This is a genomic window from Pseudoxanthomonas mexicana (genome assembly GCF_010093385.1).
GTDB lineage: Bacteria > Pseudomonadota > Gammaproteobacteria > Xanthomonadales > Xanthomonadaceae > Pseudoxanthomonas_A > Pseudoxanthomonas_A mexicana.
This window is the reverse complement of the sequence record NZ_PDWV01000004.1, coordinates 19,676-45,029: the sequence shown is the minus strand read 5'-3', so window position 1 is coordinate 45,029 and position 25,354 is coordinate 19,676. Positions and strand designations below refer to the sequence as shown.

Genomic DNA, 25,354 nt, shown 5'->3' with positions numbered 1-25,354 from the left:
CGACTCCTCGGTCAGCGCCGGTTGCAGGTGCGGCGAGTATCCGCAGGGCCGTGGCGGCCGTCCCACTGTACGAAGGTACGATGCCCTCCGCGCGGGCCACCCCCTAGTGTTCGCTTCAATCGGCGGCATCCGTCCGCCGCCAACGTCATACCCGGGAGGAGGGGAGACCCATGAAGCGCAAGCATCTGAGCCTGGCCATCGGCTGCGTCCTGTTGTCGTCCGTGCCGGTGGCATGGGCGCAGGACGCCGCGCCGGCCGGCGACACGCCAGCCACCAACGCCACCACGCTGGATTCGGTCAAGGTCACCGCGCGCAAGCGTGAAGAACCCCTGCAGGACGTGCCGGTGGCCGTCACCGCGTTCACGCCGGAAACGCTGGACAAGCTGAACATCAAGGACCTAGGCGATCTGGACGCGCAGGTGCCTAACCTGACCGTGTACGCGGCGCGCGGCTCCACCAGCCCCGTCACCGCCTACATCCGCGGCGTGGGCCAGGCCGATCCGCTGTGGGGCGTGGATCCGGGCGTGGGCATCTATCTGGACGACGTCTACATCGCCCGTCCGCAGGGCGCGCTGCTGGACGTGTTCGACGTGGAGCGCATCGAGGTGCTGCGCGGCCCGCAGGGCACGCTGTACGGCAAGAACACCATCGGCGGCGCCATCAAGTACATCTCGCGCGGCCTGCCGCAGGAGACCACGGGCTTCGCCTCGGTCACGGTGGGCAACTACAACCAGCTGGACGTGAAGGCGGCGCTGGGCGGCGAGATCGGCGGCAAGGACAGCGGCCTGCGCGGCCGCGTGTCCGTGGCCAGCATGAACCGCGACGGCTTCGGCGAGAACAAGTTCAACGGCCAGGAGGTCAGCGACAAGGAGATCAACGCGGTCCGCCTGCAGCTGGGTGCCTACTCGCAGGACGATTTCGACGTGCAGTTCGCTTTCGATTACCTGGACGACCAGTCCGGCGTGCGCGGCGGCAAGCTGTTGTCCGCCAACACCAGTGCGACGGCGAACTTCCTGTTCCCGGGACTGTCGGCCTATACCCCGATGGGTAGCCGCTACGACATCTATAGTGCGATGCCCAACGTCAACGACACCGAGATGAAGGGGCTGTCGGCGACGGTGAACTGGCGTCCCAACGACGACTGGGCGTTCAAGTACATCGTCGCCAAGCGGGAGTCGGATACCGAGACCAATATCGACTTCGACATGACGCCGTTCCCGGTCGCGGACGTGAAGGCGTTCTACAGCGACAGCCAGGTGACCAACGAAGTGCAGGCCAACTACGATGGCGGGGGTCGTGCGCGCGGCGTGGTCGGGATCTACCACTTCGATGGTGATGCCGGCGGCCAGGTGCTGAACAACTTCTTCGGCCTGAGCTTCGGCGACACCCAGGGCGTGGTGAACACCAGCAGTCTGTCCATTTATACCGACTGGACGTTCGACCTGACCGATCGCCTAAAGCTGGACGTCGGCGCCCGCTACACCGACGAGGACAAGCATGCGGTGGCCTACAACATCGGCTACACCGACGCCACGTTCTCGGTCCCGAACGGCGTGGTCGCTGCGAACTTCGACAAGACCATCAATTTCAAGAACGTCTCGCCGAAGGTCTCGCTGGACTATCAGATCACGCCCGACATCATGATCTACGGCTTGGCCTCCCGTGGCTTCAAGTCCGGTGGCTACAACATCCGCGCCAACACCACGGCGGTGCCGCGTTCGGGCGAACCGTTCGACGACGAGTCGGTCGACAGCTTCGAGATCGGCAGCAAGATGTCGTTCCTCGACCAGCGCATGTTCCTGAACCTGTCGGCGTTCCACAACAAGTACGAGGACATCCAGCTGTCGGTGTTCACGCAGTACATCGACGGCAACGGAAATCCGCAGTTCTTCGGCGACTTCACCAACGCCGGCAAGGGCACGGTGAACGGCGTGGAGGTGGAGTACCAGTTCCTGCCCAGCCAGAACTGGCTCATCAGCGGCAACCTGGCATGGCTGGATGCCAAGTACGACGAGTTCATCACCGGCGGCGTCAATGTCGCCGACAGCCAGTACTTCACCAACGCGCCCGAATTCTCCGGTGCGCTCAACGTGGAATACCGCACCGATCTCGCGAACGGGGGCAACCTGTCCGCGCGGGTGACCTACTCCTATCAGTCCGAGGTCTATCCCACCACCGACCTCAGCGAGGCGATCAAGCAGCCCGGCTACGGCCTGCTCGGTGCCGGCGTGGTCTGGCGCGCGAACGATGCATGGTCGTTCTCGCTGCAGGGGACCAACCTGACCGACGAGGAGTACCGCACCACCGGCTACAACCTCCAGGCGGCGCTGGGCGTCCTGTCGGGCTTCTACGGTCCGCCGCGCCAGTACAGCCTGACCGCGCGCTACGACTTCTGACGCATGGCCCCGGGCGACGCGGCGCTGTGCATGCAGCGCCGCGTCGTCGTTCGTCCGCGGGTGCCTGGAAGACCCGCGCGCCTCAGGGTTTGCGGACGGGACGTTCGGGCTTGCGCGGCGAAGCCGGGTACTCTTCCGCCAGCAGGCCGGCCACGCCGGTGGCCGGGGCGGGGGTGCCCTTGTCGGTCCTGGCGACCGAGCACTCCTGCTTGTCCTGGGCCAGGTTGGGACAGCTGACGCACTGCTTGCCGTCGGTGTTGTTGACGCAGATCTCGTAGTTGTCGCCCTTGTTGGCGATGCTGCAGTCCGGGCCACGCGATATGCAGATGCCGAGCGCGGTACTGGTGCGCGTTGCCCAGGCGGGCGCGGATGCGGCAAGCAGCACGAGGGACAGCGCGGCGGCGCGCAGGAATATGGGGTTGTGCATGACGATCTCCTTGTTCGACTCCGTGTGGGCACCCCCTTGGGCCCGGCGATGACGGAACCGCGTGGCGGCAATCCCCTCGTCAGGAGCGTTCCGACCGGCTTCGTCATGAGGAAGAACGAGGCCCTGCGGAGGCGTCGGCCACGGAAATGCACAGGGAACAGTGCCGATCGTCGGCACGGTAAGATCGTGGCTGGGCGTACAGGACCATCGAGGAAGCATGCTGAGCATCGGCATCGTGGTGCTGGCGGGGCTGCTCTGGCTGGGCGGGCTGTTCGGCCCGGGGCTCTACGCCGAGCGCCATCCGCGCGTGCTCGCGGTGCAGTGGCCGTACATCTACGCACTGTCGCTGGCGGTGTACTGCACGTCGTGGACCTTCTTCGGCACGGTGACCCAGGCCGCGCGCTACGGGTGGCCGCTGCCGCCCACCTTCGTCGGCACCATCCTGCTGTATGTGTTCGGCGCGTTCCTGCTGGTACGGCTGGTGCGGATGGCGCGCGAGTCGAATGCCACCTCGCTGGCCGACCTGATCGCCACGCGGCTGGGCAAGGACGGATGGCTGGCGGCCACCGTCACCCTGGTCGCCGCCCTGGGCCTGATCCCCTACATCGCGCTGCAGTTGAAGGCGGTGGCGATGAGCTTCGCCCTGCTAACGCGGTCGCCGGGCAACGATGCGCTGCCGGCCTGGCAGGACAGCGCGCTGTACGTGGCGCTGGCGATGGCGGTGTTCGCGATGCTGTTCGGTACGCGCCGCGCGAGCGCGGCCGAGCACAACCGCGGCCTGATCCTGGCGATGGCGTTCGAGTCGCTGTTCAAGCTGGCGGCGATGCTGGCGCTGGGCGTGTTCGTCTGGTGGGGCCTGCCTGAACTTCCCGAAGTTCCGCCCGTGCAGGCGCCGCCGTCCACCACCTACGGCTTCCTGCCGCTGGTGGCGCTGGGCGTGCTGGCGATGTTCACCCTGCCGCACCAAGTGCACGTGGGCGTGGTGGAATGCCGCGACGAGCGCCATGTGCGCACGGCGCGCTGGCTGTTCCCGCTGTACATGGTGCTGATGGCCGCGCCGCTGCTGCCGCTGGCACGTGCAGGCGGCGCGATGTTCGGCGATGCAGGGCCTTCCGACCTCTACGTGCTGGCACTGCCGTTGTCGCAGGGGCAGCAGGGCCTGGCGCTGCTGGCCTTCCTGGGCGGACTGAGCGCGGCCACCGGCATTGTGGTGGTCAGTACGCTGACGCTCAGCCTGATGATCGGCAACCACTGGCTGGCACCGGGCCTGTTGCGGGGCGGCTGGCTCCGCGGCACGGGCGGCGACCTGCGCGGCGCGGTGCTGGCGCAGCGGCGCATCGGCATCGTCGCGGTGATGCTGCTCGCGTGGGCCTACAGCCGCCTGATCGCGGGCAACGATGCGCTGGCCGACGTGGGCGCGGTGTCGTTCTCGGCGCTGGCCACCCTGGCGCCTGCGCTGGGTTTCGCCATCTGGCGTCCGCAGACGCCGCCGCGCGCGGTGATCGCCGGCATCGTGGCCGGTTTCGCGGTCTGGGTATGGCTGTTGCTGTTGCCGGTGACGATGGACGCGCGCGGCGTGGCGCCGGCCTGGCTGCCGGCCGGCCCGTTCGGCATCGCCGGTCTCTCGCCTGATGGTTTCTTCGGCTTGACCGGATGGAGCCGGTTGGGCCGCGCGGTCGGCGTGAGCCTGTTCCTGGGCACGGCGGGGACGCTGCTGGTGATGGGCTGGCGCGGCGCCACGCCGCGACGGCTCGACAGCCGGGGTTTCGATGCCAAGACCCTGCGCGACGCCGGCCGCCGCTTCCTGCCGCGCGAGCGCGTGGAGGAACTGTTGGCCGAGGCGCCGCGCAGCGGCCCGGTGCCCGGCGTGATCGAGGCGCGTCTGGAGCGCGAACTGTCGGCCGTGCTGGGTTCGGCCTCGGCACGCCTGCTGCTGGATGCGGCGCGACGCGAGAGCGGGGACCTGGACACGGTGGCGGCCATCGTCGGCGAAGTCTCGCAGGACCTGCGCTTCAACCAGCAGGTACTGGAAGCCGCGCTGCAGAACATGAGCCAGGGCATCAGCGTGATCGACCGCGAGCAGCGGCTGGTGGCATGGAACCGCCGCTATGCGCAGATGTTCGGTTTCCCGTCCGATCTGCTGCAGGTCGGGCGCCCGATCGCCGACCTCACGCGCTGGGCACTGCAGCGCATGCCGCAGCGCGGGCAGGACGAACGGGCGCTGGACCGGCGGCTGGCCTTCATGCGCGCGGGTACGCCGCACCTGACCGAACGCGTGTTCCCGGACGGCAGCATCGTGGAGATCCGCGGCAATCCCATGCCGGGCGGCGGTTTCGTGGCTACGTATACCGACGTGACCGCCTCGCGCCAGGCCGAGCGCGAACTGAAGCAGGCCAACGAGACGCTGGAGCAGCGCGTCGCCGAGCGCACCGCGCTGCTGGAAACGGCCAAGCGCGAGGCCGAGCATGCGAACGATGCCAAGAGCCGCTTCCTCACCGCGATCGGCCACGACCTGCTGCAGCCCTTGCACGCCGCGCAGCTGTTCACCGACGCGCTGTCGCAGCAGCTGCCGGAACAGCGCCAGCGCGACACCGCCCTGCAGGTGCGCGGCGCGCTGGATTCCACCACCGACCTGCTGACCGGCCTGTTGGACATGTCGCGGCTGGAGGCCGGGGGACTGGTCCCCGAGCCGCGCGACCTGCCATTGACGGAAGTGCTGGAGCCGCTGGCGTCGGAATTCCGCGTACTGGCACGCGAGCGCGGCCTGTCGTTCGCGATGGTGCCCACGCGTGCCTGGGTGCATACCGATCCGCAACTGCTGCGCCGCATCCTGCAGAACTTCCTGGCCAATGCCGTGCGCTATACCGCACGGGGTGGCGTACTGCTGGGCGTGCGTCGCCGCGGCGATCGTGTGCGCGTGGAGGTGTGGGATACCGGGCCGGGCATCGTCGAGGCCGAACAGCAGCGGATCTTCGAGGAATTCCGGCGCGGCGACGATGTGCCGGGGCAGGGCCTGGGACTGGGCCTGTCGATCGCCGACCGCATCGCCGCGCTGCTGGACGCGCCCCTGTCGCTGCGCAGCCGGGTGGGGCACGGCGCGGTCTTCGCCGTCGACCTGGTGCGGGTGACGCCACCGGCAGCGATGCCTGCATTGGCCGGCAAGCCTGGCCTGGCCGGCCGCCACGTGCTGGCGGTGGACAACGATCCCGATGCGCTCGAGGCACTGCGCCAGGTACTCGTGGGATGGGGATGCAGCGTGGCGATCGCCGCCGATGGCGCATCGGCCGACGCCGCATTGCGCGAGCGCGATGCGGACCTGTGGCTGTTCGACTATCACCTGGATGCCGGCGACACGGGCGTTGCGCTGGCCGGACGCCTGCGTACCACGCATGGGCAACGGCCGTGCCTGATCCTGAGCGCCGACCAGACCGACGCGGTACGCCGCGCAGTGCGCGACGCCGACCTGCCGTTGCTGGCCAAGCCGGTGCGGCCGCTGGCGCTGAAGTCGGTGCTGGACCGTTTGCTGGCGGCGCGGGCGATGTGATGGCGCATCGTCGTCCCAGCGAACGCTGGGACCCATCTTGCTCTTGCGGTTCCGAGCGCAGGACGGGCAATCCGCGGAGATCGACATCAAAATGGGTCCCAGCGTTCGCTGGGACGACGGTCGATGGTTCAAAGGTAGAATCACCACTCCGCTGCTCACCGATCTCCCATGCCCTACACCCCCATCGTCGCCACCCTCGGCTACGTGCTTTCGCCCGACCGCTCGCAGGTGCTGCTGATCCACCGCAACGCGCGCCCGGACGACCAGCACCTGGGCAAGTACAACGGCCTGGGCGGCAAGATCGAGCGCGACGAGGACGTGGTGGCCGGCATGCGTCGCGAGATCCATGAGGAAGCCGGGATCGACTGCGACGCGATGACGCTGCGCGGCACCATCAGCTGGCCCGGCTTCGGCAAGCACGGCGAGGATTGGCTGGGCTTCGTCTTCGTCATCACGGCGTACAGCGGCACACCGTTCGAGCGCAATCCGGAAGGCACGCTGGAATGGGTGCCGGTGGAGAAGATCATGACGTTGCCGCTTTGGGACGGCGACCGCCACTTCCTGCCGCTGGTGTTCGACAACGACCCGCGCGGCTTCCACGGCGTCATGCCGTACCGCGATGGCCGCATGGTGTCGTGGGACTACTCGCGGATCTGAGGCCGCACTGCTCGGCCCTGTAGGAGCGACGTCAGTCGCGACCGGAATGCAGCGGGGTCATTGCACTTTGGATGAGCGCTGATTCCCGCGGCGCATGCTTCTCCTGGTCCGTGTCATCCATGGAACAAAGGAGGCCAAGGCCCACGGTCGCGACTCACGTCGCTCCTACAGGGAGCGGCCGCATGTTCCACGATCCCGCTTGTCCACACCAGCTGTGGAATGACATTGGGGAAACCGTGTGGATAACCGCGTCGGCGCCTTGTGCCGCAGGGCTGTCAAGATGTGTGGCGAAATTTTGACCAGTGCATGACGGGTCGTTGTCCGGGTTGTCCACACCGGGTGTGGATGGTCTGTCGACCAACATGTGGATAAGCGCCGGCACGCGTTGCGGCACAACGCTGTCAAGGTGTGTGGCGAAATTATGATCAGCGTCTGCAGCGGCCGTGCTGGCGGATTGTTTCACGCCATGAACCGTCATCCCGGCGAAAGCCGGGGGCCAGTGCCTTTCGCTTGCTACGCATGTTAGTCGCGAAAGTCGCTCGGTCCCGGCCTGCGCCGGGATGACGGTTCCGACGCCGTCGTCCCAGCGAACGCGAGGACCCAGCTTGCTCCTCTCCACGGCACGCCAGAGCAGTCAACGGCAGGAGCCAGGTGGATCCCGGCTTTCGCCGGGATGACGGTCCGCTGCAATGGCAGGGCGGAGAGGGAGGCGCGGTCCCGCGCTCAGCCCTCGATCTGCCGCGCCGGATCCGCCAGCTCCAGTTCCCGCAGCACCACCCCGGCCTGCGTGCGATTGCGTACCCCCCGGCGGTCGAAGATGGCGGACAGGTGCGCCTTGACGGTGCGCTCCTGCACGTCCAGGCGGTCCGCGATCTGCTTGTTCAACAGGCCCTGCGCCACCAGCGTCAGTACGCGGAACTGCTGCGGTGACAGGCTGGCGAGCCGCCCGGCCAGTTCGGTGTCGTGTTCGGAAGACTGGGCGCGCGCCACCGCGCCACGCAGCGACGCCGGCAGCCACTGCTCGCAGGCCAGCACGCTGCGGATGGCGTCGCGCAGTTCGTCCAGGCCGGAGCTCTTCGGCAGGTAGCCGGCCGCCCCGTGGTCCAACGCACGACGTACCACGCGCGGATCGTCGTTGGCCGACACCACCACTACCGCGACCGCGGGAAACTGCGCGCGGATCGCTGCAAGACCCGCCAAGCCATGGTTGCCGGGCATGTGCAGGTCCAGCAGCACCAGGTCGATGTCGTCGTGCGCTTCCAGCGTGGCGATCACGCCATCCAATGATTCCGCCTCGCGCACCGTCAGCTGGGCCACGGCATCGGCTGCCGCGCCGCGCAGGGCGGCCCGGAACAGCGGGTGGTCGTCGGCGATCAGGAGGTTGGGCATGGGAGGGCAGGAGTGAGGGGAGAGGAGTGAGTGGAGGCGAGCTTTGGCTCACTCCTCACTCCTCCCGGCTATCCACTCGCTTCATTGCACCGTCCAGCCGCCGTCCACCACGATCGTCTGGCCGGTGATGTTGCGGGCGGCCGGCGAGGTGAGGAAGGCGGTGATGCCGGCCAGTTCGTCCAGGCCGATGAACACGCCCTTCGGCATCGGCTTCAGCATCACCTGGCTGACCACGTCGGCCTCGGAAATGCCGCGTGTGCGTGCCTGGTCGGCGATCTGCTTGTCCACCAGCGGCGTCTTCACGTAGCTGGGGCAGACGGTGTTGATGGTGATGTCGGTGTCGGCGGTTTCCAGCGCCAGCACCTTGGAAAAGCCGACCAGCCCGTGCTTGGCTGCCACGTAGGCGCTCTTGTACGGGCTGGCCACCAGCGCATGGATGCTGCCGATGTTGACGATGCGGCCGAAGCCGCGTTCGCGCATGCCCGGCAGCACGGCGCGGGTCAGCCGGGCCACGCCGACCAGCATCACCTGCACGAGGAAGTCCCACTTCTCGATCGGGAATTCCTCCAGCGGCGACACATGCTGCAGGCCGGCATTGTTGACCAGCACATCGATGGGGCGCGAGATCGCCGCGAGTGCGGCATCGATGCTGTCCTGCGAGGTGACATCCAGCGCGACCGCTTCGGCCGAACCGCCCTCTGCGCGGATCTGCGCCGCGACCGCCTCGGCTGCCTCGAGGTTGAGATCGCTGACGATGACGTGGCGGCCGGCTTCGGCCAGCTGCGCGGCGATGCCGGCACCGATGCCGCTGGCCGCGCCGGTGATGAGGAGGGTGTGGGTCTTCTGCATGGGGGCTCCTGCGTGCTGAGGCTAGGGTAGCAGGCAGGCGTCCGCCGTTCGTGGTACCAAAGTACGATGACGGGACTTCCGCGGCGCGGTAGTTTCGTGGCATTGATCGGAACCATGGATGCAATCCAGGCATGAACGCGACGATGCGACTTTCCTGTGGCGTATGGCTGGCGGCGATGCTCGCCGGCTGCACCAGCGCCCCCTCCAAGCCCGAGGCCGTGGCCCACATGATCCAGCCCCAGCGCGTCACCGAGCATCGCGGCCACGACGACCTGCTGACCGCGGGCCTGGGCCTGGACGGCCTGCGCGCGATGGCGGCGCCCGCGTTCGTCGATCCGGCCCAGCCCACGGCCGCCGAACTGCGCCGCCGGGCGATCTGGGGGAACTGGCGCGGGATCGCCGACCTGTCGCCGACCGGCGGCTACGGCCAGGCCTACGGCAGCGTGGCCAGCGTGCCGGGACGCGAGTACTCGGCGCTGGCGAAAGTACCGGGAACGGCACAGCCGCACCGCGTGCTGGTGCAGGTGCCCGACCACTTCGATACGGGCAAGCGCTGCATCGTGGTCACCGCGTCGTCGGGTTCGCGCGGCATCTATGGCGCCATCGCGGTCGCCGCACCGTGGGGCCTGCCGAAGGGCTGCGCCGTCGCCTACACCGACAAGGGCGCGGGCACGGACTACTTCGACCTGGACGAGCAGCAGGGCGCGCGCGAGGACGGCACGGTGGGCGCGTTGGGCACCGATGCGCTGGCCTTCGCACCCGACGCGCCGGTCGGTGCCAGCGGGGTGGCGGTGAAGCACGCACATTCCAAGGACAATCCGGAAGCGGACTGGGGCCGGCACGTGAAGCAGGCCGCCGAGTTCGCGCTGGCCGCGCTGGACCAGGCGTTCCCGCAGGCGGCGCCGTTCCGCTTCGACAATACGCGCGTCATCGCGGTCGGCATTTCCAATGGCGGGGGCGCGGTCCTGCGTGCCAGCGAAGAGGAGGGCGGCTGGCTGGATGCCGTCGTCGCCGGTGAGCCCAACATCTACGCCGCCGATGCGCCGGGCGCGCGTTCGCTGTACGACTACACGACCGAAGCCGCACTGCTGATGCCGTGCGCGCTGCTGGACCTGCCGGCGGAGACGTTGCCGCAGCCGCCGCTGCGTGCACAGGTCGAGCCGCTGTGGACCGCGCGCTGCGCCACGCTCAAGGCGGCGGGCCTGGTCACCGGTGGCGATGCCAAGGCGCAGGCCGCTTCGGCCCGGGCGCAGCTGAAGGCGAACGGCTGGACAGACGACGCGCTGGTGGCCGGCGCCTTGAGCGTGGGCTTCGACCTGTGGCGCGCGGTGGCCGTCACCTACGCCTCGGCCTATGGCCGCTACGGCGTGGGCGAGCATCCGTGCGGATTCGCGTTCTCCGCGCAGAATCCGGACTTCAGTGCACGTGCGGCGAGCGCCGCAGAACGTGCTGCATGGTGGTCGGACGGCAGCGGCATTCCGCCGGGTGCGGGCGTGGGCATCGTGGACACGAAGCTGGCACCGCCGGACTTCACCCTGCCGGGACTGCAGTGCCTGCGTGCGTTGCAGACGGGCGACGGCGACGACGCGCGCCGCGTGCAGGCCGGCATCGCACAGACCGCGGCACGCTTTCCGCGCACGCGCCGCCCCGTGGTGGTGATCCACGGCCTGGATGACGGGCTGGTGCCGCCGGCGTTCTCCAGTGCGCCGTACGTGGAGGCCGCGCGCGCCGCCAATCCGGACGTGCGCTACTGGCAGGTGCGGCATGCGCAGCACTTCGACGGCTTCCTGGCGCTGCCGGCCTACGGGGCGCGCTATGTGCCCCTGCTGCCCTACGTCTACGCTGCCCTGGACCAGGTCGACGCCACGCTGGATGGCAGCAGGGAACTGCCGGCCAATGCGCTGATCAATGCCAATCCGCGCGGCGCGGGGAGCGTGGAAGCCAGCCAGTTCGCGATTCCGCGCTGAGCCTGCTGTTGTAGGAGCGACGTGAGTCGCGACCGCGGCAACAGAGCAGCCAGGATCCGTTGCGTGGCCCTTCTGGCCGGACCGCTCAGGTCTGCGGTCGCGACTTACGTCGCTCCTACAGGAGCCGCACGCCCCCACGACGGATTCACCCGGTTCGGCTTACCCTGTAGGCCGTTTCCGGCCACCGACGCCCCCATGTCCCGACACTTCTCCATGATCCGCGACTTCCAGCTGGCCGACTGGTTCACGCTGGGCAACGCCTTCTGCGGCACCGGGGCCATCTTCGCGTCGATGCGCTTCCTGCAGGAAGGCATCCTGCGCGACCTGATGATCGGCATGGCGCTGATCCCGCTGGCCTTCATCTTCGATGCCCTGGACGGCCGCGTGGCGCGGTGGCGCAAGCAGGCCTCGGTGCTGGGGCGCGAACTGGATTCCCTGGCCGACGTGATCTCCTTCGGCGTCGCTCCGGCCGCGCTGGCCTATGCCTGCGGCATGCAGGGCGGCTGGGACTGGCTGGTGCTGTCGTACTTCGTCGCCTGCGGCGTGAGCCGGCTGGCGCGCTACAACGTCACCGCCGAGACGCTGGCCGAGGGCGGCGACAAGGTGAAGTTCTTCGAGGGTACGCCCATTCCCACCAGCCTGGTGGTGGTCATCGTGCTGGCCGTGGCGGCCTATCTGGGCCATGTGGGTCCCCAACTGTGGCTGGGATCATTGAAGCTGGGCCCGTGGCTGCTGCACCCGCTGGTGCTGCTGTACGCCATATCCGGCACGCTGATGATCAGCAAGACGCTGCGCATTCCCAAGCCCTGAGCCGTGAGGTGAAGGCGCGTCATGCACGCGCCGCCGGCCGCGGCTAGAATCGGTCGGGAAGGGAGGGCACATGGCAAATTCCGTTCCACCGTGGCCGGGCGATTTCGAATCGGTGGCCCAGCAGTACTGGAGCCTGTGGGGCGACGCCCTGCGACAGGTTGGCGCAGGGCCGGCGATGCCGATGCCGGGCGCAGCCCCGGGCTGGCAACAGACGGTCGACTGGTGGACGAAGCTGGTGCCCGGTGGGCAGGCGCAGGTGGACGAGGCCGTCGGCCGCTTCCAGCGGCAGGCCAGCCAGTGGTTCGGCCAGATGCAGCAGGTCGCCGCCCAGTTCACCGGCCGCGATCACGACGCCACCGACATCGGCCGCGCCTGGCGCTCCGCGCTGGGCATGGCCGACCCCACGCCCGCGCACAATCCCTTCGCCGACATCTTCCGCAGCATGCAGGGGGGCGCACACGGACTGGACGACTGGATGCAGCAGCTGCGTCCATGGCTGGAGAACCTGCAGCGTGATGGCGACCGCTGGCTGCACGTGCCGACCTTCGGCCTGACGCGCGAGCACCAGGAACGCTGGCAGCATCTGGCCCAGGCCTACCAGGACTACCAGCAGCGCGTCGCCGAATACGACCAGCTGATGCTGCAGGTGGCGCAGGACGCATTCGCGCGCTTCGAGCGCAAGCTGGAGGAGCACGCCGAACCGGGCCGCCAGCTGCAGAACGCGCGCGCGCTGTTCGACCTGTGGATCGACGCAGCCGAAGAGGCCTACGCCCAGGTCGCCCTGTCCGAGGATTTCCGCCATGCCTTTGCCGGCCTCGCCAATGCGCAGGCGCGCCTGCGGCTGGGCGTGCAGCGTGAGGTGGAGCAGGTCTGCTCCCTGTTCGGCATGCCGACGCGCACCGAGGTGGATTCCGCGCATCGCAAGATCGTCGAGTTGGAGCGCGCCGTGCGAAAGCTGACGCGTGTGCAGGCCGCACCCGCTCGTCGCGCCCCGGCGCCACGCACCGCGGCGTCCACGGAAGCACCGGTCAGCGTGCAGGCACCGCCTCCGTCCGCGCCTGCCGCAGCGAAACCGACAGCGGCGAAAAAGCGTTCGCCTGTCCGCCGCAAGGCAGCAGCCTCCAAGGCGGCGCCCAAGCCGCGTCCGGCGGCCAAGAAGAAGGCAGCGAAGAAGCCTGCACGGCGGACCATCGCCGCCGCTGCGCCGGTGGCAAGCAAGCGGGAACCCGTCGTCGCGGCGCCCCGGGTCGTCGCGAAAAAGCCTGCCAAGGTGAAGAAGTCCGTCGCCCAGGCGGTGCCGAAGACGTCGTCCTCGCGGAAAACGCCGAAAAAGACAGCGGCGCCTGCCGCGAAGCCGGCGTCGGTCGTGTCGATGAAGGATTGGGTGGCGCGCAATGCCGCGCGCGCCGCGACCACCGAGGCGCCGAAGGCCGCCGGGAAGACGAAGCGGGGTAAAGGCAAGTGAACGGACCGCTCAACTTCACCGCCGAGGCGCTGGCCCAGGAAGCCACCACGCTGGTGCAGAAACTCTCCGCCGGCCTGCATACGCTGCCGGAGGTGGACGATGTCCACTACGGCGCCACCCAGAAGCAGGAAGTCTGGCGCGACGGCAAGGTGGTGCTGTACCGCTTCGTCGGCGAGAAGGCGCCGACGGCGAAGGTGCCGCTGCTGATCGTCTACGCGCTGGTCAACCGTCCCTACATGGTGGACCTGCAGCACGACCGCTCCCTGGTAAAGGGGCTGCTGGCACAGGGCGAAGACGTGTACGTCATCGACTGGGGCTATCCGGACCGCTCGGACCGCTTCCTGGAACTGGGCGACTACATCAACCGTTTCATCGATGGTGCGGTGGACCACCTGCGCGACAGCAGCGGGCGCGGGGCGGTCAACGTGCTGGGCATCTGCCAGGGCGGTGCGTTCTCCCTTTGCTATGCCTCGCTGCACCCGGAGAAGGTCAAGAACCTCATCACCATGGTCACGCCGGTGGATTTCCACACGCCGGACAACATGCTGTCGCACTGGACGCGCGAACTGGACGTGGACCTGTTCGTCGACGCGCTGGGCAACGTGCCCGCCGACATGATGAACGCCTGCTACCTGATGCTGAAGCCGTTCCGGCTGAACCTGCAGAAGTACGTGGGCCTGATGGACATCCTGGACGACAAACGCGCCATCGAGGATTTCCTGCGCATGGAGAAGTGGATCTTCGACTCGCCCGACCTGGCGGGTGAAGCCTTCCGGCAGTTCATCAAGCAGTTCTACCAGCGCAACGGCTTCATCAAGGGCGGTATCGAGATCGGCGGCGAGACGGTGGATCTGGGTTTCGTCGACATGCCGGTACTGAACATCTACGCCGAGCAGGACCACCTGGTGCCGCCGGATGCGTCACGGGCGTTGAAGGACGTGGTGGGTACGGCGGACTACACCGAGCTGAGTTTCAAGGGCGGCCACATCGGCATCTACGTCTCCAGCCGCGCCCAGCGCGAAGTGCCCACCGCGATCCACCACTGGCTGGGGCAGCGCGCTCGGTAAGCGTACGCAGTGCCTTCTGTAGGAGCGACGTAAGTCGCGACCGCGATCCGACAGGGAATGAAGGTCGATGGAGCCAGATCTCTCTGTTCGACCGGCCTGCTGGTGTCGGCGCATCGGGGGGTGCGATCGCGACTTACGTCGCTCCTACAGACGTTCGCTTCCTTCACCTCTGTTGCGATAGGGTAATCCCATGCTGTCACGCCTCGCGCTCGTCACCTGTCTGATCGCCTTTTCCGGGCTCGTGTCCGCCGCACCGTCGCCGACCGCCAAGCGCGAAATCCAGGGCCTGATGGACGCGCTGTCCGCCTCGTCGTGTGAGTTCCAGCGCAACGGCACGTGGCATGGTCGCGATGAGGCACGCAGGCACCTGCAACGCAAGTACGACTATCTGCTGAAGCGCGACCTGGTCGACACCGCCGAGCAGTTCATCGAGCGCGCCGCGTCCAAGAGCAGCATGAGCGGACGGGCTTACCAGGTGCGGTGCCCGGGCCAGCCCGCGCAGCCGGCTGCCGCTTGGTTCAAGGCCCGGCTGGATGCGCTGCGCGGTTCAGGCGCGCCCGGTCGCTGACGCGCTAGACTGGCTGCGGACCACCGTGGGGAGTTGCTGGCGATGAGTACCGCATCCAAGCCGTTTGCCAGGTCGCTGAACGACCGCATGATCGCGGGCGTGATGGGCGGCATCGCGCATCGCTACGGCTGGAGTTCCACGTTGCTGCGCGTGATCTTCGTGATCGTTTCCATCGCCTCGGCGGCGTTCCCCGGCATCCTGGTCTACCTGATCCTCTGGCTGCTGATGCCGAACGAACAGGACTGATCCATGTCGGTCACCGGGCTGTGGGTGGCGCGAGCCTTCGGCATCGTGTGGGCCGTGCCCAATACCGCGGTCGGCGTCCTGGCCGGGGTGGTCGGCATGGCGTTCGGTGCGCGCGCGGAATGGAGTCGCCGCGATTTCGCGCTCGTGTTCCATCGCTGGCCCTGGGGTCCGGGGGGCGCCATCACCTTCGGCAACAGCATCCTGCATACCGGCGAGACGCTGGAGGCCGAGTGCGTCACCTACGAGCATCGTGCCGGGCATACGCGGCATCCGCGCATCCGCCTGGGCGACCACGAGCGTGCGCACGTCTACCAGTACATGGTGCTGGGCCCGCTGTTCCTGCCGCTCTACCTGCTGTGCGGGGGCGTCAGCGTGCGCAATCCCTTCGAGCGCGCGGCGGATCGCTACGCGCTGACGGGCGAGGGCTGGTGGCCCTGGGACGGTCGCGCCGGTCAGTGAGGCTTCGCGCGGCCCGAGCCGGACTTCTTGCCGCCGCCATCCTGCTTGTTGACGGTGGCCCAGGCGATGCGTTCGGCATCCTCCTTCGATCGTCCTTGCTCGCGCTCGGATTCCTCGATGTGTTCGGCCTGACGCTTCTGCTTGTCGGTATAGGCGGACTTTTCGCCACGGGGCATGAGGGGTGCTCCAGTCGGGAGGTGCAGCCAGCCTGCGCCGTTGCACGTGATGCGGACATGACGTCGGCGTCAAGGAAATGTGGCGCGAAGTTCAGCGTTCCAGGCGCTCGAACGAGAACAGTGGCCACAACGGGTGCGGGCGCCGTTCGATCAGGGCGCGCAGCAATCCGGCGCCCAGCATGCTGTAGGTGATGCCATTGCCGCCGTACGCCATCGCGAAATGCACCCGCGGTCCCCACTGCGCATGCGGACCGAAGAAGGGCAGCCCGTCTTCGGTTTCGGCGAAGGTGCCCGCCCAGGAGAACGCCGGCGTGATCTCCAGCGCAGGGAACAGGTCGTGCAGCCGTTTCAGCAGGGTCCGCGCCTTCTTTTCGACCCGCGCGTCGCGCTTGGCGGGAATGTCGACAGCGTCGTCTTCGCCACCCATCAACAGCCGGCGGTCGGACGTGCTGCGCGCATAGAGATACGGGCGCGCGGTTTCCCACAACAGCGTATCGGACAGGAACCCGAGCGCTTCCTCGGACAGCGGGTCGCTGATGACGGCATAGCTGCTGCGGTTGCGCGCCACCGACTTCTTGAGCCAGTGCTGGCTGGCGTATCCCGCCGCGATGACGAGATGCGCGGCGCGCACGGTGAACCCGGTGTCCGTGCGCAACGCGACGCCACGAGACGTCGTCTCGATCTCGACGACACGTGTCCGGTCGAACACCGAAGCCCCCTGCTTCTGCAGGCGCTGGAGCAGGCGATGGGTCAGGCGGTACGGATCCACGCGCGCGCCTTGCCGGCTGAGCAGGGCCGCAGGCGCGTCGAAGCCATAGTCGTCTTGCACGCGTCCGGCATCAAGCAGCTCGACCTCCAGCCCATGTCGCCGCCGAGCGGCGTGTTCTTCCTCCAGCGCGCGCACGTCGCGGCGGCGGCTGGCGTAGTACAGGCTGGCGTTGCGCGCGAAGCCCACATCGCGCCACGCCGAGGCGACCGCATGCAGCTGGTCGATGGCGTCGGCGCAGGCGCAGTAGGCGAGGGCGGCATCGGCTTCGCCGTGTCGCTTGGCCAAGTCGACCAGATGGGTGTCGATCTCGTACTGCAGCAGCGCCGTGCTGGCGGCCGTGCTGCCCCAGCCGATATCGCGCTGTTCGAGGATCGCCACGTCGAAGCCGTGGCCGGCCAGTTCATCCGCGATCAGTGCGCCGGTGATGCCGCCGCCGAGCACGGCCACGTCGCATCGATGGTCGGATGCCAGGCGCGGGAAGGCCTGCATCAGGCCGTTGCTGACCGCCCAGAAGGGATATCCGCTCTTCAGATCCATGCATGCCTCGCGTTCCGATGACGCGGAGATGCTGGCAGGTGCCGGTGCAGGGCCGGGTGAAGGCCCCCTCGGTGGTCAGCGGGGAAGGGCGCCCTGCAGGAACAGTTCCACCGACGCCAGCGCCTGCGCTTCCAGCGTGTCCACGTCGGGCAGGTGATGGCTGCCCGCGGCCAGGCGGAAGATCTGGTCGCCGAACAGGCTCATGTAGAACTGCGCGGCGGCGGCCTGAGGCGAGGCCAGGCGCATGCGGCCCGCGGCCACCTGCTGTTCGAAATAGTCGGCCAGCGTCGCGCGGATCGACGCCACCGCATGGTCCAGGAACCAGTCGCGCAGCGCGGGGAACGATTGCCCCTCACCGATCACGATGCGGTACACCACCTGCGAATCGGTGCGCGCCATGACCTGCGCCATGCGGATCGCCACCCGGCGCAGCGCCTGCTCGGGCGGCAGTTCGGTCAGGTTGAGGTCGCTGAGCAAGTGGATGTGCATGTCCAGCCTGCGCTCGAGGATGGCGCTGGCCAGGCCTTCCTTGTCGCCGAAGATGCGGTACAGCGTGGCCAGCGATCCGCCGGCGCGCGCGACGATCTCGCTGAGCCGCGCGTGCTGGTAGCCCTTCTCGGCGAACACTTCGGTGGCCGCGTCGAGGAACTTCTCCGCGCGGATCTCGCCGCGCCTGCACAGATCCACCTGTGGTCGCGGTCGCAGCGGCGAGCGTGACGTGTCGCTGAAAACGTTTTCCAGATGATCGGTCGTAGTGCTCACGGGAGTTCCTGCGCGCGGCCGTTGGGCGACGATTCCCGCAGCCTAGCAAAAGCTCGACGCACTGTGGCAAATGCATGACAGGGCGCGCGTTTTCTCACAGTCCGGGCGTAGCCGCGCCACGGTGCCCTAGACTGCCCCTCCCGGCCGTCAGGCCGCAGGCGGAGACTGGTGATGCGACACGGATGGACGTGGTGGCTGGGGTGCCTGGTGGCCGCGTGCACGATGGCCGGCGCCGTGCGCGCGCAGACCTGGGCCATCGAGCGGGCGACCGTCGTGGCCTCGCCCGAGGCCGCACCGCTGGCCGATGCCGTCGTGGTGGTGCGCGATGGGCGCATCGTGTCGGTCGGTCGCGCAGGCGAGGTGCGGGTGCCGGCCGATGCGCGCCGGATCGATGCGGACGGCCGCGTGCTGGTGGCCGGCTTTTGGAACAGCCATGTGCACTTCCTGCTGCCCGGCCTGACGGAAGTGGCCGACGCACCGGCCGCCGCGCTGGAACTCGAAGTCCGTTCGCTGCTGACGCGCTGGGGGTTCACCAGCGTGTTCGACCTGGGCGGACTGCCGGGCAATGCGCGTCGCCTGCGCGCCCGTATCGAGGCCGGCGACGTGCGTGGCCCGCGCATCCTCACCGTGGATGCGCCGTTCTATCCCGCCGACGGCACGCCGCACTACGTCCGCGATGTGATGAAGCAGCACGGCGCTCCCTCGGCCGAGGTCGCCACACCGGACGCCGCGCGTGCCCGTGCACGCACGCAACTGGAGGAGGGTGCCGACGGCGCCAAACTGTTCATCGGCGCGCTGGTCGGCGGCCCGCGGGGCGTGGTGCACATGGCGCCTGACGTGGCGCTTGCCGTGGTGGAAACGGCGCATGCCGCGCACCGCCCGGTGTTCGCGCATCCCAGCACCACCCAGGGCATCGAGATCGCGCTGCAGGCGGGCGTGGACGTGCTGGCGCACAGCACGCCCATCGATGGCCCGTGGCCGGACGGCATGGCGCAGCGGCTGGTGGCCGCCGACATGGCGCTGGTGCCGTCGCTGAAACTGTTCGAGGTGGAACTGCGCAAGGAAGGCGTGCCACCTGCCGTCATCGAACGCTTTCTGGCCGTCGGGCAGGCGCAGCTGCGCGCGTTCCGCGAGGCGGGCGGGCCGGTGCTGTTCGGCACGGACGTGGGCTACATCCACGACAGCGACCCGCATCGCGAGTACGCCCTGATGGCCGGCGCCGGCATGGACTGGCGCGCCATCCTGGCCAGCCTGACCACCGAGCCGGCGCGCCGCTTCGGCCATGGCGCGCGCAGCGGGCGCATCGCGCCCGGCATGGACGCGGACCTGGTGCTGCTGGGTCGCGATCCGGCCGACGACGTGCTGGCGCTGTCCGACGTGGTGTGGGTGATGCGCGGCGGCCAGGTGCAATACGAGGCCCCCGAACCCGGCGCGTCCGCTCAGAGGTAGCGGGTGATCGCCGGTGCGTGGTCCCAGCGGTCGTGCGCGCCATCCACGTACGTGATCGGCGCGGCATCCAGTTCCTCGGGCGTCACGTCCTCCAGGTAGCCCAGGCTCATCCCGTAAATGCGCTGCCCGTCGGGCACGTCGTTGCCCACGCCGAACGGGCGCACGACGCAGGTCCGGCAGAAGTAGTGCGCGTTGCGCCGCGTGCTGAAGCGGTACTCGGTCGGTGCGTCGTCGGCCAGCAGGCGGAAGCGCTCCGGGGGCACATGGCCGGCCAGAACCGGTTGCGCCGGCAGACCGAGCAGTTGCAGCGGTGGGTGGGCTGGGCCAGGTCGATGTCCGCCTGGAATCGCACGGCACCGCAATGGCAGCTGCCGGAACAGGTCTTCAGCATGTGGCCTCCCGTGCCGATATCGTCCCTGGGGCGGCCGGGCCTGTCCCGCCGGCGTCGCCGGAGCCCGGAGGATAGCCCCGTCCGCGGAGTCGTGCATGTTGAAAACTTTCGATGTTGCGGAGCTCCGGCCCGGCATGCACGTGCAGCGGCTGCTGGGGCCCTGGATGCAGCATCCGTTCTGGCGCACCTCGTTCGTCCTGGACGAGGTCCGTCTGGCGCAGCTGCAGGACAGCGGCGTGCAGCAGGTCGTGGTGGACCTGGCGCGCAGCCAACTGGATGGCGGATCCGATGCCGAACCCGCGTCGCAAGAGGCAACGGCATGGCCGCAGGAAGCCGCCGCTGCCGAGGAGGGCGAGCGGCGCCGCGTCCTGGTCCCCGACGGTCGGCCCGACTTCGCCGCCGAACTGGCCCGTGCCCGCCGCATCTGCGGCGACGCCCGCGATGCCGTGGAGGCCATGTTCCGCGAGGCGAGGCTGGGGCGCGGCATCGATGCCGGCCAGGCGATGCCCCTGATAGACGAGATCACCGGTTCGGTCGACCGCCATCCCACCGCGCTGGTCAGCGTGGCGCGCCTGAAGGACGCCGACAGCTACACCTACCTGCACTCGGTGGCGGTGAGCGCCCTGATGGTGATGCTGGGCCGCGAGATCGGCCTGACCGACGCGCAGCTGCGCGAGGCCGCACTGGGCGGCCTGCTGCACGACATGGGCAAGGCCGCCATGCCGCTGGACGTGCTGAACAAGCCCGGCAGGCTGACCGACGAGGAATTCGACGTCATCCGCCAGCACCCGGTGCACGGCGAGCGCCTGCTGCGCGAGGGCGGCATCACCCATGAGGGCGTGCTGCACATCACCCGCCACCACCACGAGCGCGTGGACGGCACCGGCTATCCCGACCGTCTGCCGGGCAGCGCCCTGCCGGTGCTCACCCGCATGGGCGCGATCTGCGATGTCTACGACGCCATCACCTCCAACCGTCCGTACAAGGCCGGCTGGGACCCCGGCGAATCGCTCCGTCGCATGGCCGGCTGGCAGGGTCATTTCGATGCCGATCTGCTGAAGGCCTTCGTGCGCAGCCTCGGCATCTATCCGGTGGGCACCCTGGTCCGCCTGTCCAGCGACCGCCTGGCGGTGGTGGTGGAGCAGAATCCGGCCACCCTGCTGGCCCCGCGCGTGCGCGTGTTCTATTCGGCCAAGTCGCGCACCCAGCTGCTGCAGGTCGACATCGACCTGGCCGCCAGCGATGGCAGGGAGCGCATCCTCGGCATCGAGTCGCCGGAGAAGTGGGGCTTTCGCGAGCTGGAAAAACTCTGGCTGCCCTGAGCCGCCGGTCTGTCGAATCCGCGCATCCCCGTTCGTCGTCCTGACACATTCCGTGCCCAGGAGGCCATGCATGCGATTCCTTTCGATGATCCGGGTTGACGAAACCACCGACCAACAGCCGAGCCAGCGGCTGATGGACGAGATGATGGCGCTGATCGGCGAGCTGTCCGCCGCGGGCGTACTGTTGGATACCGCCGGCCTGCTGCCTTCGTCGCACGGTGCGCGCGTGCGCTCCCAACACGGCCGCATCACCGTGACCGACGGACCGTTCGCCGAGGCCCGGGAGGTGATCGGCGGCTACGCCATCCTCAAGGCGGACTCGCTGGACGAGGCCCTCGCCGTAACCCGCCGCTTCCTGCAGGTGCATGGCGACGAGTGGGACATCGAATGCGAAGTGCGGCCGATCGAAGAGTCGCCGTCCGGCGGCTGCGGTCGCGCCTGATCCGGGCCGCGATCATGGCCACGCACACCTACACCGGCAGCTGCCACTGCGGCGCCGTCCGCTATGAATGCGAGCTGGACCTTGCCGCGGGCACGCGCCGCTGCAACTGCCGCTTCTGCCTGAAGACCCGCATGTGGAAGGCGTTCGCACTGGGGGAGGGCAGCTTCCGACTGCTGCAGGGCGCCGACGTCCTGTCGGACTACCGGGCACGCGACTCGTCCTGGCCCGACGGCCACGTGCACCATTACTTCTGCGGCCATTGCGGGGTGCGTGGCTTCAGCAAGGGCTACCTGGACATGGCGCCGTTCGATGGATGGTTCCATGCCGTCAACGTGGCCACGCTGGACGGCATGGACGATGCGCAGCTGGCCGCCATTCCCGTTCAATACGAAAACGGCCGCCACGACGACTGGGACCATTCGCCGGTGAACCCCGGCTACCTGTAGCCCGGCAGACTTCCGGCACGTGTGGGCGCGGGGCGGGCCGGCGAGCATGGCCCGCCCCGCACCGAGAGGAATTCCCATGTCCCTGCTGTCCCTGGTCATGGCGGCCACCGCTGCCTCCACCCCCGCCCCTGCGGCCGATGCCGCCACCCTGGCCGCCATCGAGGCGACCTGCCTGGACTACATCGACGGCCTGCTGGAAGCCGACCCGGCGCGCGTGGCACGCGCGCTGCACCCGGACCTGGCCAAGCGCGCCGTCATCGGCGACACGCCCGACGAGCGCCTCGGCCTGCGCCGTATGTCGAAGGACGAACTGGTCTCGCTGACCCGGCAGGGCGTACTGAAGACACCGAAGGACCAGTGGAACCGCAGCTGCCGCATCCTCGACGTTACCGCCGAGACGGCGGCCGTCCGCCTGGAGACGCCGTGGTTCGTCGATCACTTCCACATGGGCCGCTTCGGCGACCGCTGGATCATCGTCAACGCGCTCTGGCACCCGAAGCCGCGTTGATCAGCCGGCAGCAAGTGCTCTGGCCGCTTTGTGGAACAGCAGTGCGGACAACAGCCAGGCGACGACATACAGGCCGGTGAAGGCCAGCACGAACGTCGGTGATTCCTGCGTGTCCATGCCCATCGCGATGCCGCCCGCCGCCATCTGTGCCAGCGCCATCGCGACGAGCACACGGGACATTCCACGCGCCTGCAACCTGGCAACGCCGGCGCCGAGCGCGCCGACCACCAGCACGCCAAGGAAGAGCAGGTTGGCACGATGGCCCGGTTCATCGACGATGCCCACGGCCAGGTTCGCCCACAGCAGCAGGAAGCCGGCGCCGATGGAGATGGCGCCGGCCAGCAGGTAGCTGGGCACGCGCGCGGCACGCGCCGTCGTCTCGAAGGCGACACAGCCGGCCAGCAGCATCGCGCCGAACACCACGAAGTCGCCTCCCGTCCATGCCACCTCGTCCGTGAAACGCATCGCGACCCACGGCGTCAGCAGCAACAGGGCCGCGCCAGCCCACACGAGCGGGCGCAATACCCGTATCCAGGCGATCGCGTTGCGATAGGTGTCGTGCGTCATGATCAGTCTCCGTGTCGGCGGCGGGCATGCCGGACGCAGGATCCACGGCTGGCGTGCGCCGGTGACGGAGGCTGTGTGAAGCGGGGGCGAAGTCGCGCGCCCTCAGTGCGTGGCCTGCCGATGCGCATAGCTAGCACGCGCGTGACCTGCCACTGGCCGTCGCGCTCGCGCCACACCATCACGAAGTCCGCTTCGCCCGCACAGGCGGTCGACCCCATCGGGCAGAAACGGTGCGTGCCCTGCGCGATGGCGCCGAAATCCTTGATCGGGAAGACCTTCAGCGTGCCCGGCACGCGCCCGCGCCGGTAGTTCCCGCACCCGTGGGCGCGCGTGCGCTCGATCATCTCGTCGCGGCTCCAGGTGACGCCGCCGTTGTCGTGGTAGAACTCCACCGCCGCGTCGAAGTAGGCCGCGTGTTCCGCCAGTCGGGCAGGATCGGCGCAGCGGTTGAACGCATCGAAGACCGCGGTGTCCAGCCCGTCGATCACCTGCGTGAGCTGCTCGGGCGAACGCTCGGCCGCGGCGGCGGATTCCACCGCGCCGAACAGCAGCATGCTGCCCATCAGGCCGGTCAGCGCGGCCTTCGCCAGGCGCGAACGTGCCCGGGTCATGCCGACACCAGCGGTGCCTGCGGACGCCCGCCCAGCAGGCGCGCCGGCAGCATCAGCAGTGCACGCAGGAACGCGAACAGCGCCGAGCAGGTGATGCCGACCAGCCGGAACGGCAGCGACAGCAGCCAGACCAGCGGCCAGGCCACCAGCGCCAGCAGGGCGAGCGGCCAGCACAGGACGAACAGCAGGCACCAGGCCAGCAGCGCGATCAGGGTCTTCATGTTCCGGGTCCTCGGGCACGAGAGATCGAATGGCGACAGCGTTGATCCTGTGCGCCTCCTCCGCAACGGACTTGCGACGAAACCCCGCTGGCGCGGATCGAACCCGCTGCAGCCCGCGCGAATCCCGCCGCCTGTGCGCGCCGTGCGCTCAGTCCACGCCCAGCAGGCGGCGTGTCACCTGTGCGGCATCCAGGCCGGCCAGCGTGCCGGGCCGGGCGCCGGACCAAAGCGGTGAAAAGTCGTCGCGGCCGCTCGCCTCGGCGGCGGCACGCAGCGGCGCGAGCGCCTGCGAAGCCCAGGGGAAGGCGGGCGCCCGGTCCGACAGCGGACCCAGCTCGCGCATCAATCGGTTGACCAGACCGCGTGCGGGCCGGCCGCTGAACAGGTTGGTCAGCGCGGCCTCGCGCGCCGGCTGCACCAGGGCGGCGCGATGGACCGGCGAGGGAGTGGCCTCCGGGCACAGCAGATAGGCCGTGCCGGCCTGCACCGCGCTGGCGCCTGCGTCCAGCAGCCTGCGCACGTCGGCGCGGTCGCCCACGCCGCCCGCGGCGATCACCGGCACCGTCAACGTCCGTGCCAGCGCCGTCACCAGCGCGTGTGTGGTCGGCTGCCGCGACAGGTCGTCGGACAGGAAATGGCCGCGGTGGCCGCCGGCCTCGATGCCCTGCGCGATCACCGCATCCGCACCATGGCGTTGCAGCCACACGCCTTCCTCCACCGTCGTCGCCGAGGACAGCACCACCGCGCCCCAGGCCTTGATGCGCGCCAGCAGCGCGGCATCGGGCAGGCCGAAGTGGAAGCTGACGATGCGGGGACGGAACGCTGCCAGCAGATCCACCGTCGCCGCATCCAGCGGCCGGCGTGCGCCTTCGGTGGACGGCGTGGGCGGGACGATGCCGTATTCGTCGTAGTACGGGGCCAGGGCCTGCCGCCAGCGCTGCTCCGCGTCGGGATCGGGTTCGGCCATGGTGTGGCAGAAGAAGTTGAGGTTGATCGGTTGCGGCAGCGCGGCGAAGGCCTGCAGCGCGGCTTCCAGCCGAGCGGGCTCCAGCAGCGCGCAGGGCAGCGATCCCAGGCCGCCGGCGCGGGCAACCGCGAGGGCCAGCACTTTATCCTGCGCGCCGGCCATGGGGGCCTGGATCAGTGGAAGCGCGGTGCCCAGCAGCGATGCGAACGTCGTCATGGCGACAGCTTACGCGCGCGATGCCCGCCTTGAGGCACCTGTTGCGTTGCCATACACTGCCGGCCACCCGATTTTCCGCGCCGGTCCGATGACGCCGCCCTGACCCTTCGACGCTGGCGTCATGCC

25 protein-coding genes and 1 pseudogene are annotated in these 25,354 nt (G+C 68.9%); 15 read left to right on the top strand and 11 right to left on the bottom strand.

Features of this window, described 5'->3' with window-relative positions; genetic code table 11:
• Positions 1 to 170 precede the first annotated feature (170 nt).
• Complete coding sequence (locus CSC76_RS02635; protein ID WP_162108513.1) at positions 171 to 2,396, top strand: TonB-dependent receptor; 2,226 nt, start codon at positions 171 to 173, stop codon at positions 2,394 to 2,396.
• An 82-nt stretch (positions 2,397 to 2,478) separates the two neighbouring features.
• Here the strand turns inward: CSC76_RS02635 and CSC76_RS02630 are convergent, their stop codons facing one another.
• Positions 2,479 to 2,823 carry a hypothetical protein gene (locus CSC76_RS02630; RefSeq protein WP_162108512.1) on the bottom strand — a complete coding sequence of 115 codons (345 nt, stop codon included), beginning with the start codon at positions 2,821 to 2,823 and terminating at the stop codon, positions 2,479 to 2,481.
• Between the two features lie 217 nt (positions 2,824 to 3,040).
• Here CSC76_RS02630 and CSC76_RS02625 point away from each other — a divergent pair, with 217 nt between their 5' ends.
• The gene (locus CSC76_RS02625) at positions 3,041 to 6,367 is read left to right on the top strand and encodes a hybrid sensor histidine kinase/response regulator (RefSeq protein WP_162108511.1); all 3,327 of its coding nucleotides are present in this window, start codon (positions 3,041 to 3,043) and stop codon (positions 6,365 to 6,367) included.
• Positions 6,368 to 6,535: 168 nt separating this feature from the next.
• Positions 6,536 to 7,024, top strand: a complete 489-nt coding sequence (locus CSC76_RS02620; RefSeq protein WP_162108510.1) for an NUDIX hydrolase — start codon at positions 6,536 to 6,538, stop codon at positions 7,022 to 7,024.
• A gap of 723 nt (positions 7,025 to 7,747) precedes the next feature.
• On the opposite strand, the gene CSC76_RS02615 is transcribed toward CSC76_RS02620, so the two are convergent.
• Together CSC76_RS02615 and CSC76_RS02610 are read right to left on the bottom strand one after the other, a co-directional pair.
• Positions 7,748 to 8,413, bottom strand: coding sequence for a response regulator (locus CSC76_RS02615; protein WP_162108509.1), 666 nt, complete (start codon positions 8,411 to 8,413; stop codon positions 7,748 to 7,750).
• An 81-nt stretch (positions 8,414 to 8,494) separates the two neighbouring features.
• Positions 8,495 to 9,262, bottom strand: coding sequence for a 3-hydroxybutyrate dehydrogenase (locus tag CSC76_RS02610; RefSeq protein WP_162108508.1), 768 nt, complete (start codon positions 9,260 to 9,262; stop codon positions 8,495 to 8,497).
• Between the two features lie 143 nt (positions 9,263 to 9,405).
• On the opposite strand from CSC76_RS02610, the gene CSC76_RS02605 reads away from it, so the two are divergent.
• From CSC76_RS02605 to CSC76_RS02575, 7 genes are all read left to right on the top strand, one after another.
• Entirely contained in the window at positions 9,406 to 11,229 is a 1,824-nt protein-coding gene (locus CSC76_RS02605; RefSeq protein WP_238394851.1) for a 3-hydroxybutyrate oligomer hydrolase family protein, read from the top strand.
• A 195-nt stretch (positions 11,230 to 11,424) separates the two neighbouring features.
• Positions 11,425 to 12,039 carry a CDP-alcohol phosphatidyltransferase family protein gene (locus tag CSC76_RS02600; protein ID WP_162108507.1) on the top strand — a complete coding sequence of 205 codons (615 nt, stop codon included), beginning with the start codon at positions 11,425 to 11,427 and terminating at the stop codon, positions 12,037 to 12,039.
• Positions 12,040 to 12,109: 70 nt separating this feature from the next.
• On the top strand, positions 12,110 to 13,504 hold the full coding sequence (gene phaE / locus CSC76_RS02595; RefSeq protein ID WP_162108506.1) for a class III poly(R)-hydroxyalkanoic acid synthase subunit PhaE: 1,395 nt from the start codon (positions 12,110 to 12,112) through the stop codon (positions 13,502 to 13,504).
• Positions 13,501 to 14,571: a class III poly(R)-hydroxyalkanoic acid synthase subunit PhaC gene (locus CSC76_RS02590; protein ID WP_162108505.1), complete on the top strand. Its 1,071-nt coding sequence runs from the start codon at positions 13,501 to 13,503 to the stop codon at positions 14,569 to 14,571. Before phaE ends, CSC76_RS02590 begins: the two co-directional genes overlap by 4 nt.
• Before the next feature lie 190 nt (positions 14,572 to 14,761).
• Entirely contained in the window at positions 14,762 to 15,139 is a 378-nt protein-coding gene (locus CSC76_RS02585; protein ID WP_162108504.1) for a YfeK family protein, read from the top strand.
• A gap of 42 nt (positions 15,140 to 15,181) precedes the next feature.
• Entirely contained in the window at positions 15,182 to 15,385 is a 204-nt protein-coding gene (locus CSC76_RS02580) for a PspC domain-containing protein (RefSeq protein WP_162108503.1), read from the top strand.
• 3 nt (positions 15,386 to 15,388) lie between these two features.
• Entirely contained in the window at positions 15,389 to 15,844 is a 456-nt protein-coding gene (locus tag CSC76_RS02575; protein ID WP_162108502.1) for a hypothetical protein, read from the top strand.
• A gap of 8 nt (positions 15,845 to 15,852) precedes the next feature.
• On the opposite strand, the pseudogene CSC76_RS02570 reads toward CSC76_RS02575, so the two are convergent.
• The 3 genes and pseudogenes from CSC76_RS02570 to CSC76_RS02560 form a co-directional block, all read right to left on the bottom strand.
• Positions 15,853 to 16,020: pseudogene (locus CSC76_RS02570) on the bottom strand (HupB); the annotation flags it as partial.
• Between the two features lie 91 nt (positions 16,021 to 16,111).
• Positions 16,112 to 17,326, bottom strand: a complete 1,215-nt coding sequence (locus tag CSC76_RS02565) for an NAD(P)/FAD-dependent oxidoreductase (protein WP_162108500.1) — start codon at positions 17,324 to 17,326, stop codon at positions 16,112 to 16,114.
• Between the two features lie 75 nt (positions 17,327 to 17,401).
• Entirely contained in the window at positions 17,402 to 18,088 is a 687-nt protein-coding gene (locus CSC76_RS02560; protein WP_162108499.1) for a TetR/AcrR family transcriptional regulator, read from the bottom strand.
• A gap of 171 nt (positions 18,089 to 18,259) precedes the next feature.
• On the opposite strand from CSC76_RS02560, the gene CSC76_RS02555 reads away from it, so the two are divergent.
• Complete coding sequence (locus CSC76_RS02555) at positions 18,260 to 19,537, top strand: amidohydrolase family protein (protein ID WP_162108498.1); 1,278 nt, start codon at positions 18,260 to 18,262, stop codon at positions 19,535 to 19,537.
• Here CSC76_RS02555 and CSC76_RS02550 read toward each other — a convergent pair.
• A complete protein-coding gene (locus CSC76_RS02550; RefSeq protein ID WP_238394850.1) occupies positions 19,528 to 19,800 on the bottom strand; it encodes a GFA family protein in 273 nt (90 codons plus the stop codon). The two genes, CSC76_RS02555 and CSC76_RS02550, sit on opposite strands and share 10 nt — an antisense overlap.
• A 223-nt stretch (positions 19,801 to 20,023) precedes the next feature.
• Between CSC76_RS02550 and CSC76_RS02545 the strand changes: the two genes are divergently transcribed.
• The 4 genes from CSC76_RS02545 (at position 20,024) to CSC76_RS02530 (ending at position 22,646) form a co-directional block, all read left to right on the top strand.
• On the top strand, positions 20,024 to 21,250 hold the full coding sequence (locus CSC76_RS02545) for a cyclic di-GMP phosphodiesterase (protein ID WP_162108497.1): 1,227 nt from the start codon (positions 20,024 to 20,026) through the stop codon (positions 21,248 to 21,250).
• A 70-nt stretch (positions 21,251 to 21,320) separates the two neighbouring features.
• Positions 21,321 to 21,692: a YciI family protein gene (locus CSC76_RS02540; RefSeq protein ID WP_162108496.1), complete on the top strand. Its 372-nt coding sequence runs from the start codon at positions 21,321 to 21,323 to the stop codon at positions 21,690 to 21,692.
• Positions 21,693 to 21,706: 14 nt separating this feature from the next.
• Positions 21,707 to 22,138 (top strand): GFA family protein, encoded by a 432-nt coding sequence (locus CSC76_RS02535; RefSeq protein ID WP_162108495.1) that lies wholly within the window; start codon positions 21,707 to 21,709, stop codon positions 22,136 to 22,138.
• A 76-nt stretch (positions 22,139 to 22,214) separates the two neighbouring features.
• Positions 22,215 to 22,646, top strand: coding sequence for a nuclear transport factor 2 family protein (locus tag CSC76_RS02530; RefSeq protein WP_162108494.1), 432 nt, complete (start codon positions 22,215 to 22,217; stop codon positions 22,644 to 22,646).
• Here the strand turns inward: CSC76_RS02530 and CSC76_RS02525 are convergent, their stop codons facing one another.
• From CSC76_RS02525 to CSC76_RS02510, 4 genes are all read right to left on the bottom strand, one after another.
• Positions 22,647 to 23,213, bottom strand: coding sequence for a hypothetical protein (locus tag CSC76_RS02525; RefSeq protein ID WP_162108493.1), 567 nt, complete (start codon positions 23,211 to 23,213; stop codon positions 22,647 to 22,649). It lies immediately after the preceding gene.
• A 2-nt stretch (positions 23,214 to 23,215) separates the two neighbouring features.
• Positions 23,216 to 23,824, bottom strand: a complete 609-nt coding sequence (locus CSC76_RS02520; protein ID WP_238394849.1) for a nuclear transport factor 2 family protein — start codon at positions 23,822 to 23,824, stop codon at positions 23,216 to 23,218.
• The gene (locus CSC76_RS02515) at positions 23,821 to 24,045 is read right to left on the bottom strand and encodes a hypothetical protein (RefSeq protein ID WP_162108492.1); all 225 of its coding nucleotides are present in this window, start codon (positions 24,043 to 24,045) and stop codon (positions 23,821 to 23,823) included. Before CSC76_RS02515 ends, CSC76_RS02520 begins: the two co-directional genes overlap by 4 nt.
• Before the next feature lie 148 nt (positions 24,046 to 24,193).
• On the bottom strand, positions 24,194 to 25,228 hold the full coding sequence (locus CSC76_RS02510) for an NAD(P)H-dependent flavin oxidoreductase (protein ID WP_162108491.1): 1,035 nt from the start codon (positions 25,226 to 25,228) through the stop codon (positions 24,194 to 24,196).
• Positions 25,229 to 25,354: the final 126 nt, after the last annotated feature.

Bases quoted from the DNA above. Each gene is read 5' to 3' on its own strand.
- CSC76_RS02635 (WP_162108513.1), top strand. From the start codon at position 171: ATGAAGCGCAAGCATCTGAGCCTGGCCATCGGCTGCGTCCTGTTGTCG.
- CSC76_RS02630 (WP_162108512.1), bottom strand. From the start codon at position 2,823: ATGCACAACCCCATATTCCTGCGCGCCGCCGCGCTGTCCCTCGTGCTG.
- CSC76_RS02625 (WP_162108511.1), top strand. From the start codon at position 3,041: ATGCTGAGCATCGGCATCGTGGTGCTGGCGGGGCTGCTCTGGCTGGGC.
- CSC76_RS02620 (WP_162108510.1), top strand. From the start codon at position 6,536: ATGCCCTACACCCCCATCGTCGCCACCCTCGGCTACGTGCTTTCGCCC.
- CSC76_RS02615 (WP_162108509.1), bottom strand. From the start codon at position 8,413: ATGCCCAACCTCCTGATCGCCGACGACCACCCGCTGTTCCGGGCCGCC.
- CSC76_RS02610 (WP_162108508.1), bottom strand. From the start codon at position 9,262: ATGCAGAAGACCCACACCCTCCTCATCACCGGCGCGGCCAGCGGCATC.
- CSC76_RS02605 (WP_238394851.1), top strand. From the start codon at position 9,406: ATGCGACTTTCCTGTGGCGTATGGCTGGCGGCGATGCTCGCCGGCTGC.
- CSC76_RS02600 (WP_162108507.1), top strand. From the start codon at position 11,425: ATGTCCCGACACTTCTCCATGATCCGCGACTTCCAGCTGGCCGACTGG.
- phaE (WP_162108506.1), top strand. From the start codon at position 12,110: ATGGCAAATTCCGTTCCACCGTGGCCGGGCGATTTCGAATCGGTGGCC.
- CSC76_RS02585 (WP_162108504.1), top strand. From the start codon at position 14,762: ATGCTGTCACGCCTCGCGCTCGTCACCTGTCTGATCGCCTTTTCCGGG.
- CSC76_RS02580 (WP_162108503.1), top strand. From the start codon at position 15,182: ATGAGTACCGCATCCAAGCCGTTTGCCAGGTCGCTGAACGACCGCATG.
- CSC76_RS02575 (WP_162108502.1), top strand. From the start codon at position 15,389: ATGTCGGTCACCGGGCTGTGGGTGGCGCGAGCCTTCGGCATCGTGTGG.
- CSC76_RS02565 (WP_162108500.1), bottom strand. From the start codon at position 17,326: ATGGATCTGAAGAGCGGATATCCCTTCTGGGCGGTCAGCAACGGCCTG.
- CSC76_RS02555 (WP_162108498.1), top strand. From the start codon at position 18,260: ATGCGACACGGATGGACGTGGTGGCTGGGGTGCCTGGTGGCCGCGTGC.
- CSC76_RS02545 (WP_162108497.1), top strand. From the start codon at position 20,024: ATGTTGAAAACTTTCGATGTTGCGGAGCTCCGGCCCGGCATGCACGTG.
- CSC76_RS02540 (WP_162108496.1), top strand. From the start codon at position 21,321: ATGCGATTCCTTTCGATGATCCGGGTTGACGAAACCACCGACCAACAG.
- CSC76_RS02535 (WP_162108495.1), top strand. From the start codon at position 21,707: ATGGCCACGCACACCTACACCGGCAGCTGCCACTGCGGCGCCGTCCGC.
- CSC76_RS02530 (WP_162108494.1), top strand. From the start codon at position 22,215: ATGTCCCTGCTGTCCCTGGTCATGGCGGCCACCGCTGCCTCCACCCCC.
- CSC76_RS02525 (WP_162108493.1), bottom strand. From the start codon at position 23,213: ATGACGCACGACACCTATCGCAACGCGATCGCCTGGATACGGGTATTG.
- CSC76_RS02520 (WP_238394849.1), bottom strand. From the start codon at position 23,824: ATGACCCGGGCACGTTCGCGCCTGGCGAAGGCCGCGCTGACCGGCCTG.
- CSC76_RS02515 (WP_162108492.1), bottom strand. From the start codon at position 24,045: ATGAAGACCCTGATCGCGCTGCTGGCCTGGTGCCTGCTGTTCGTCCTG.
- CSC76_RS02510 (WP_162108491.1), bottom strand. From the start codon at position 25,228: ATGACGACGTTCGCATCGCTGCTGGGCACCGCGCTTCCACTGATCCAG.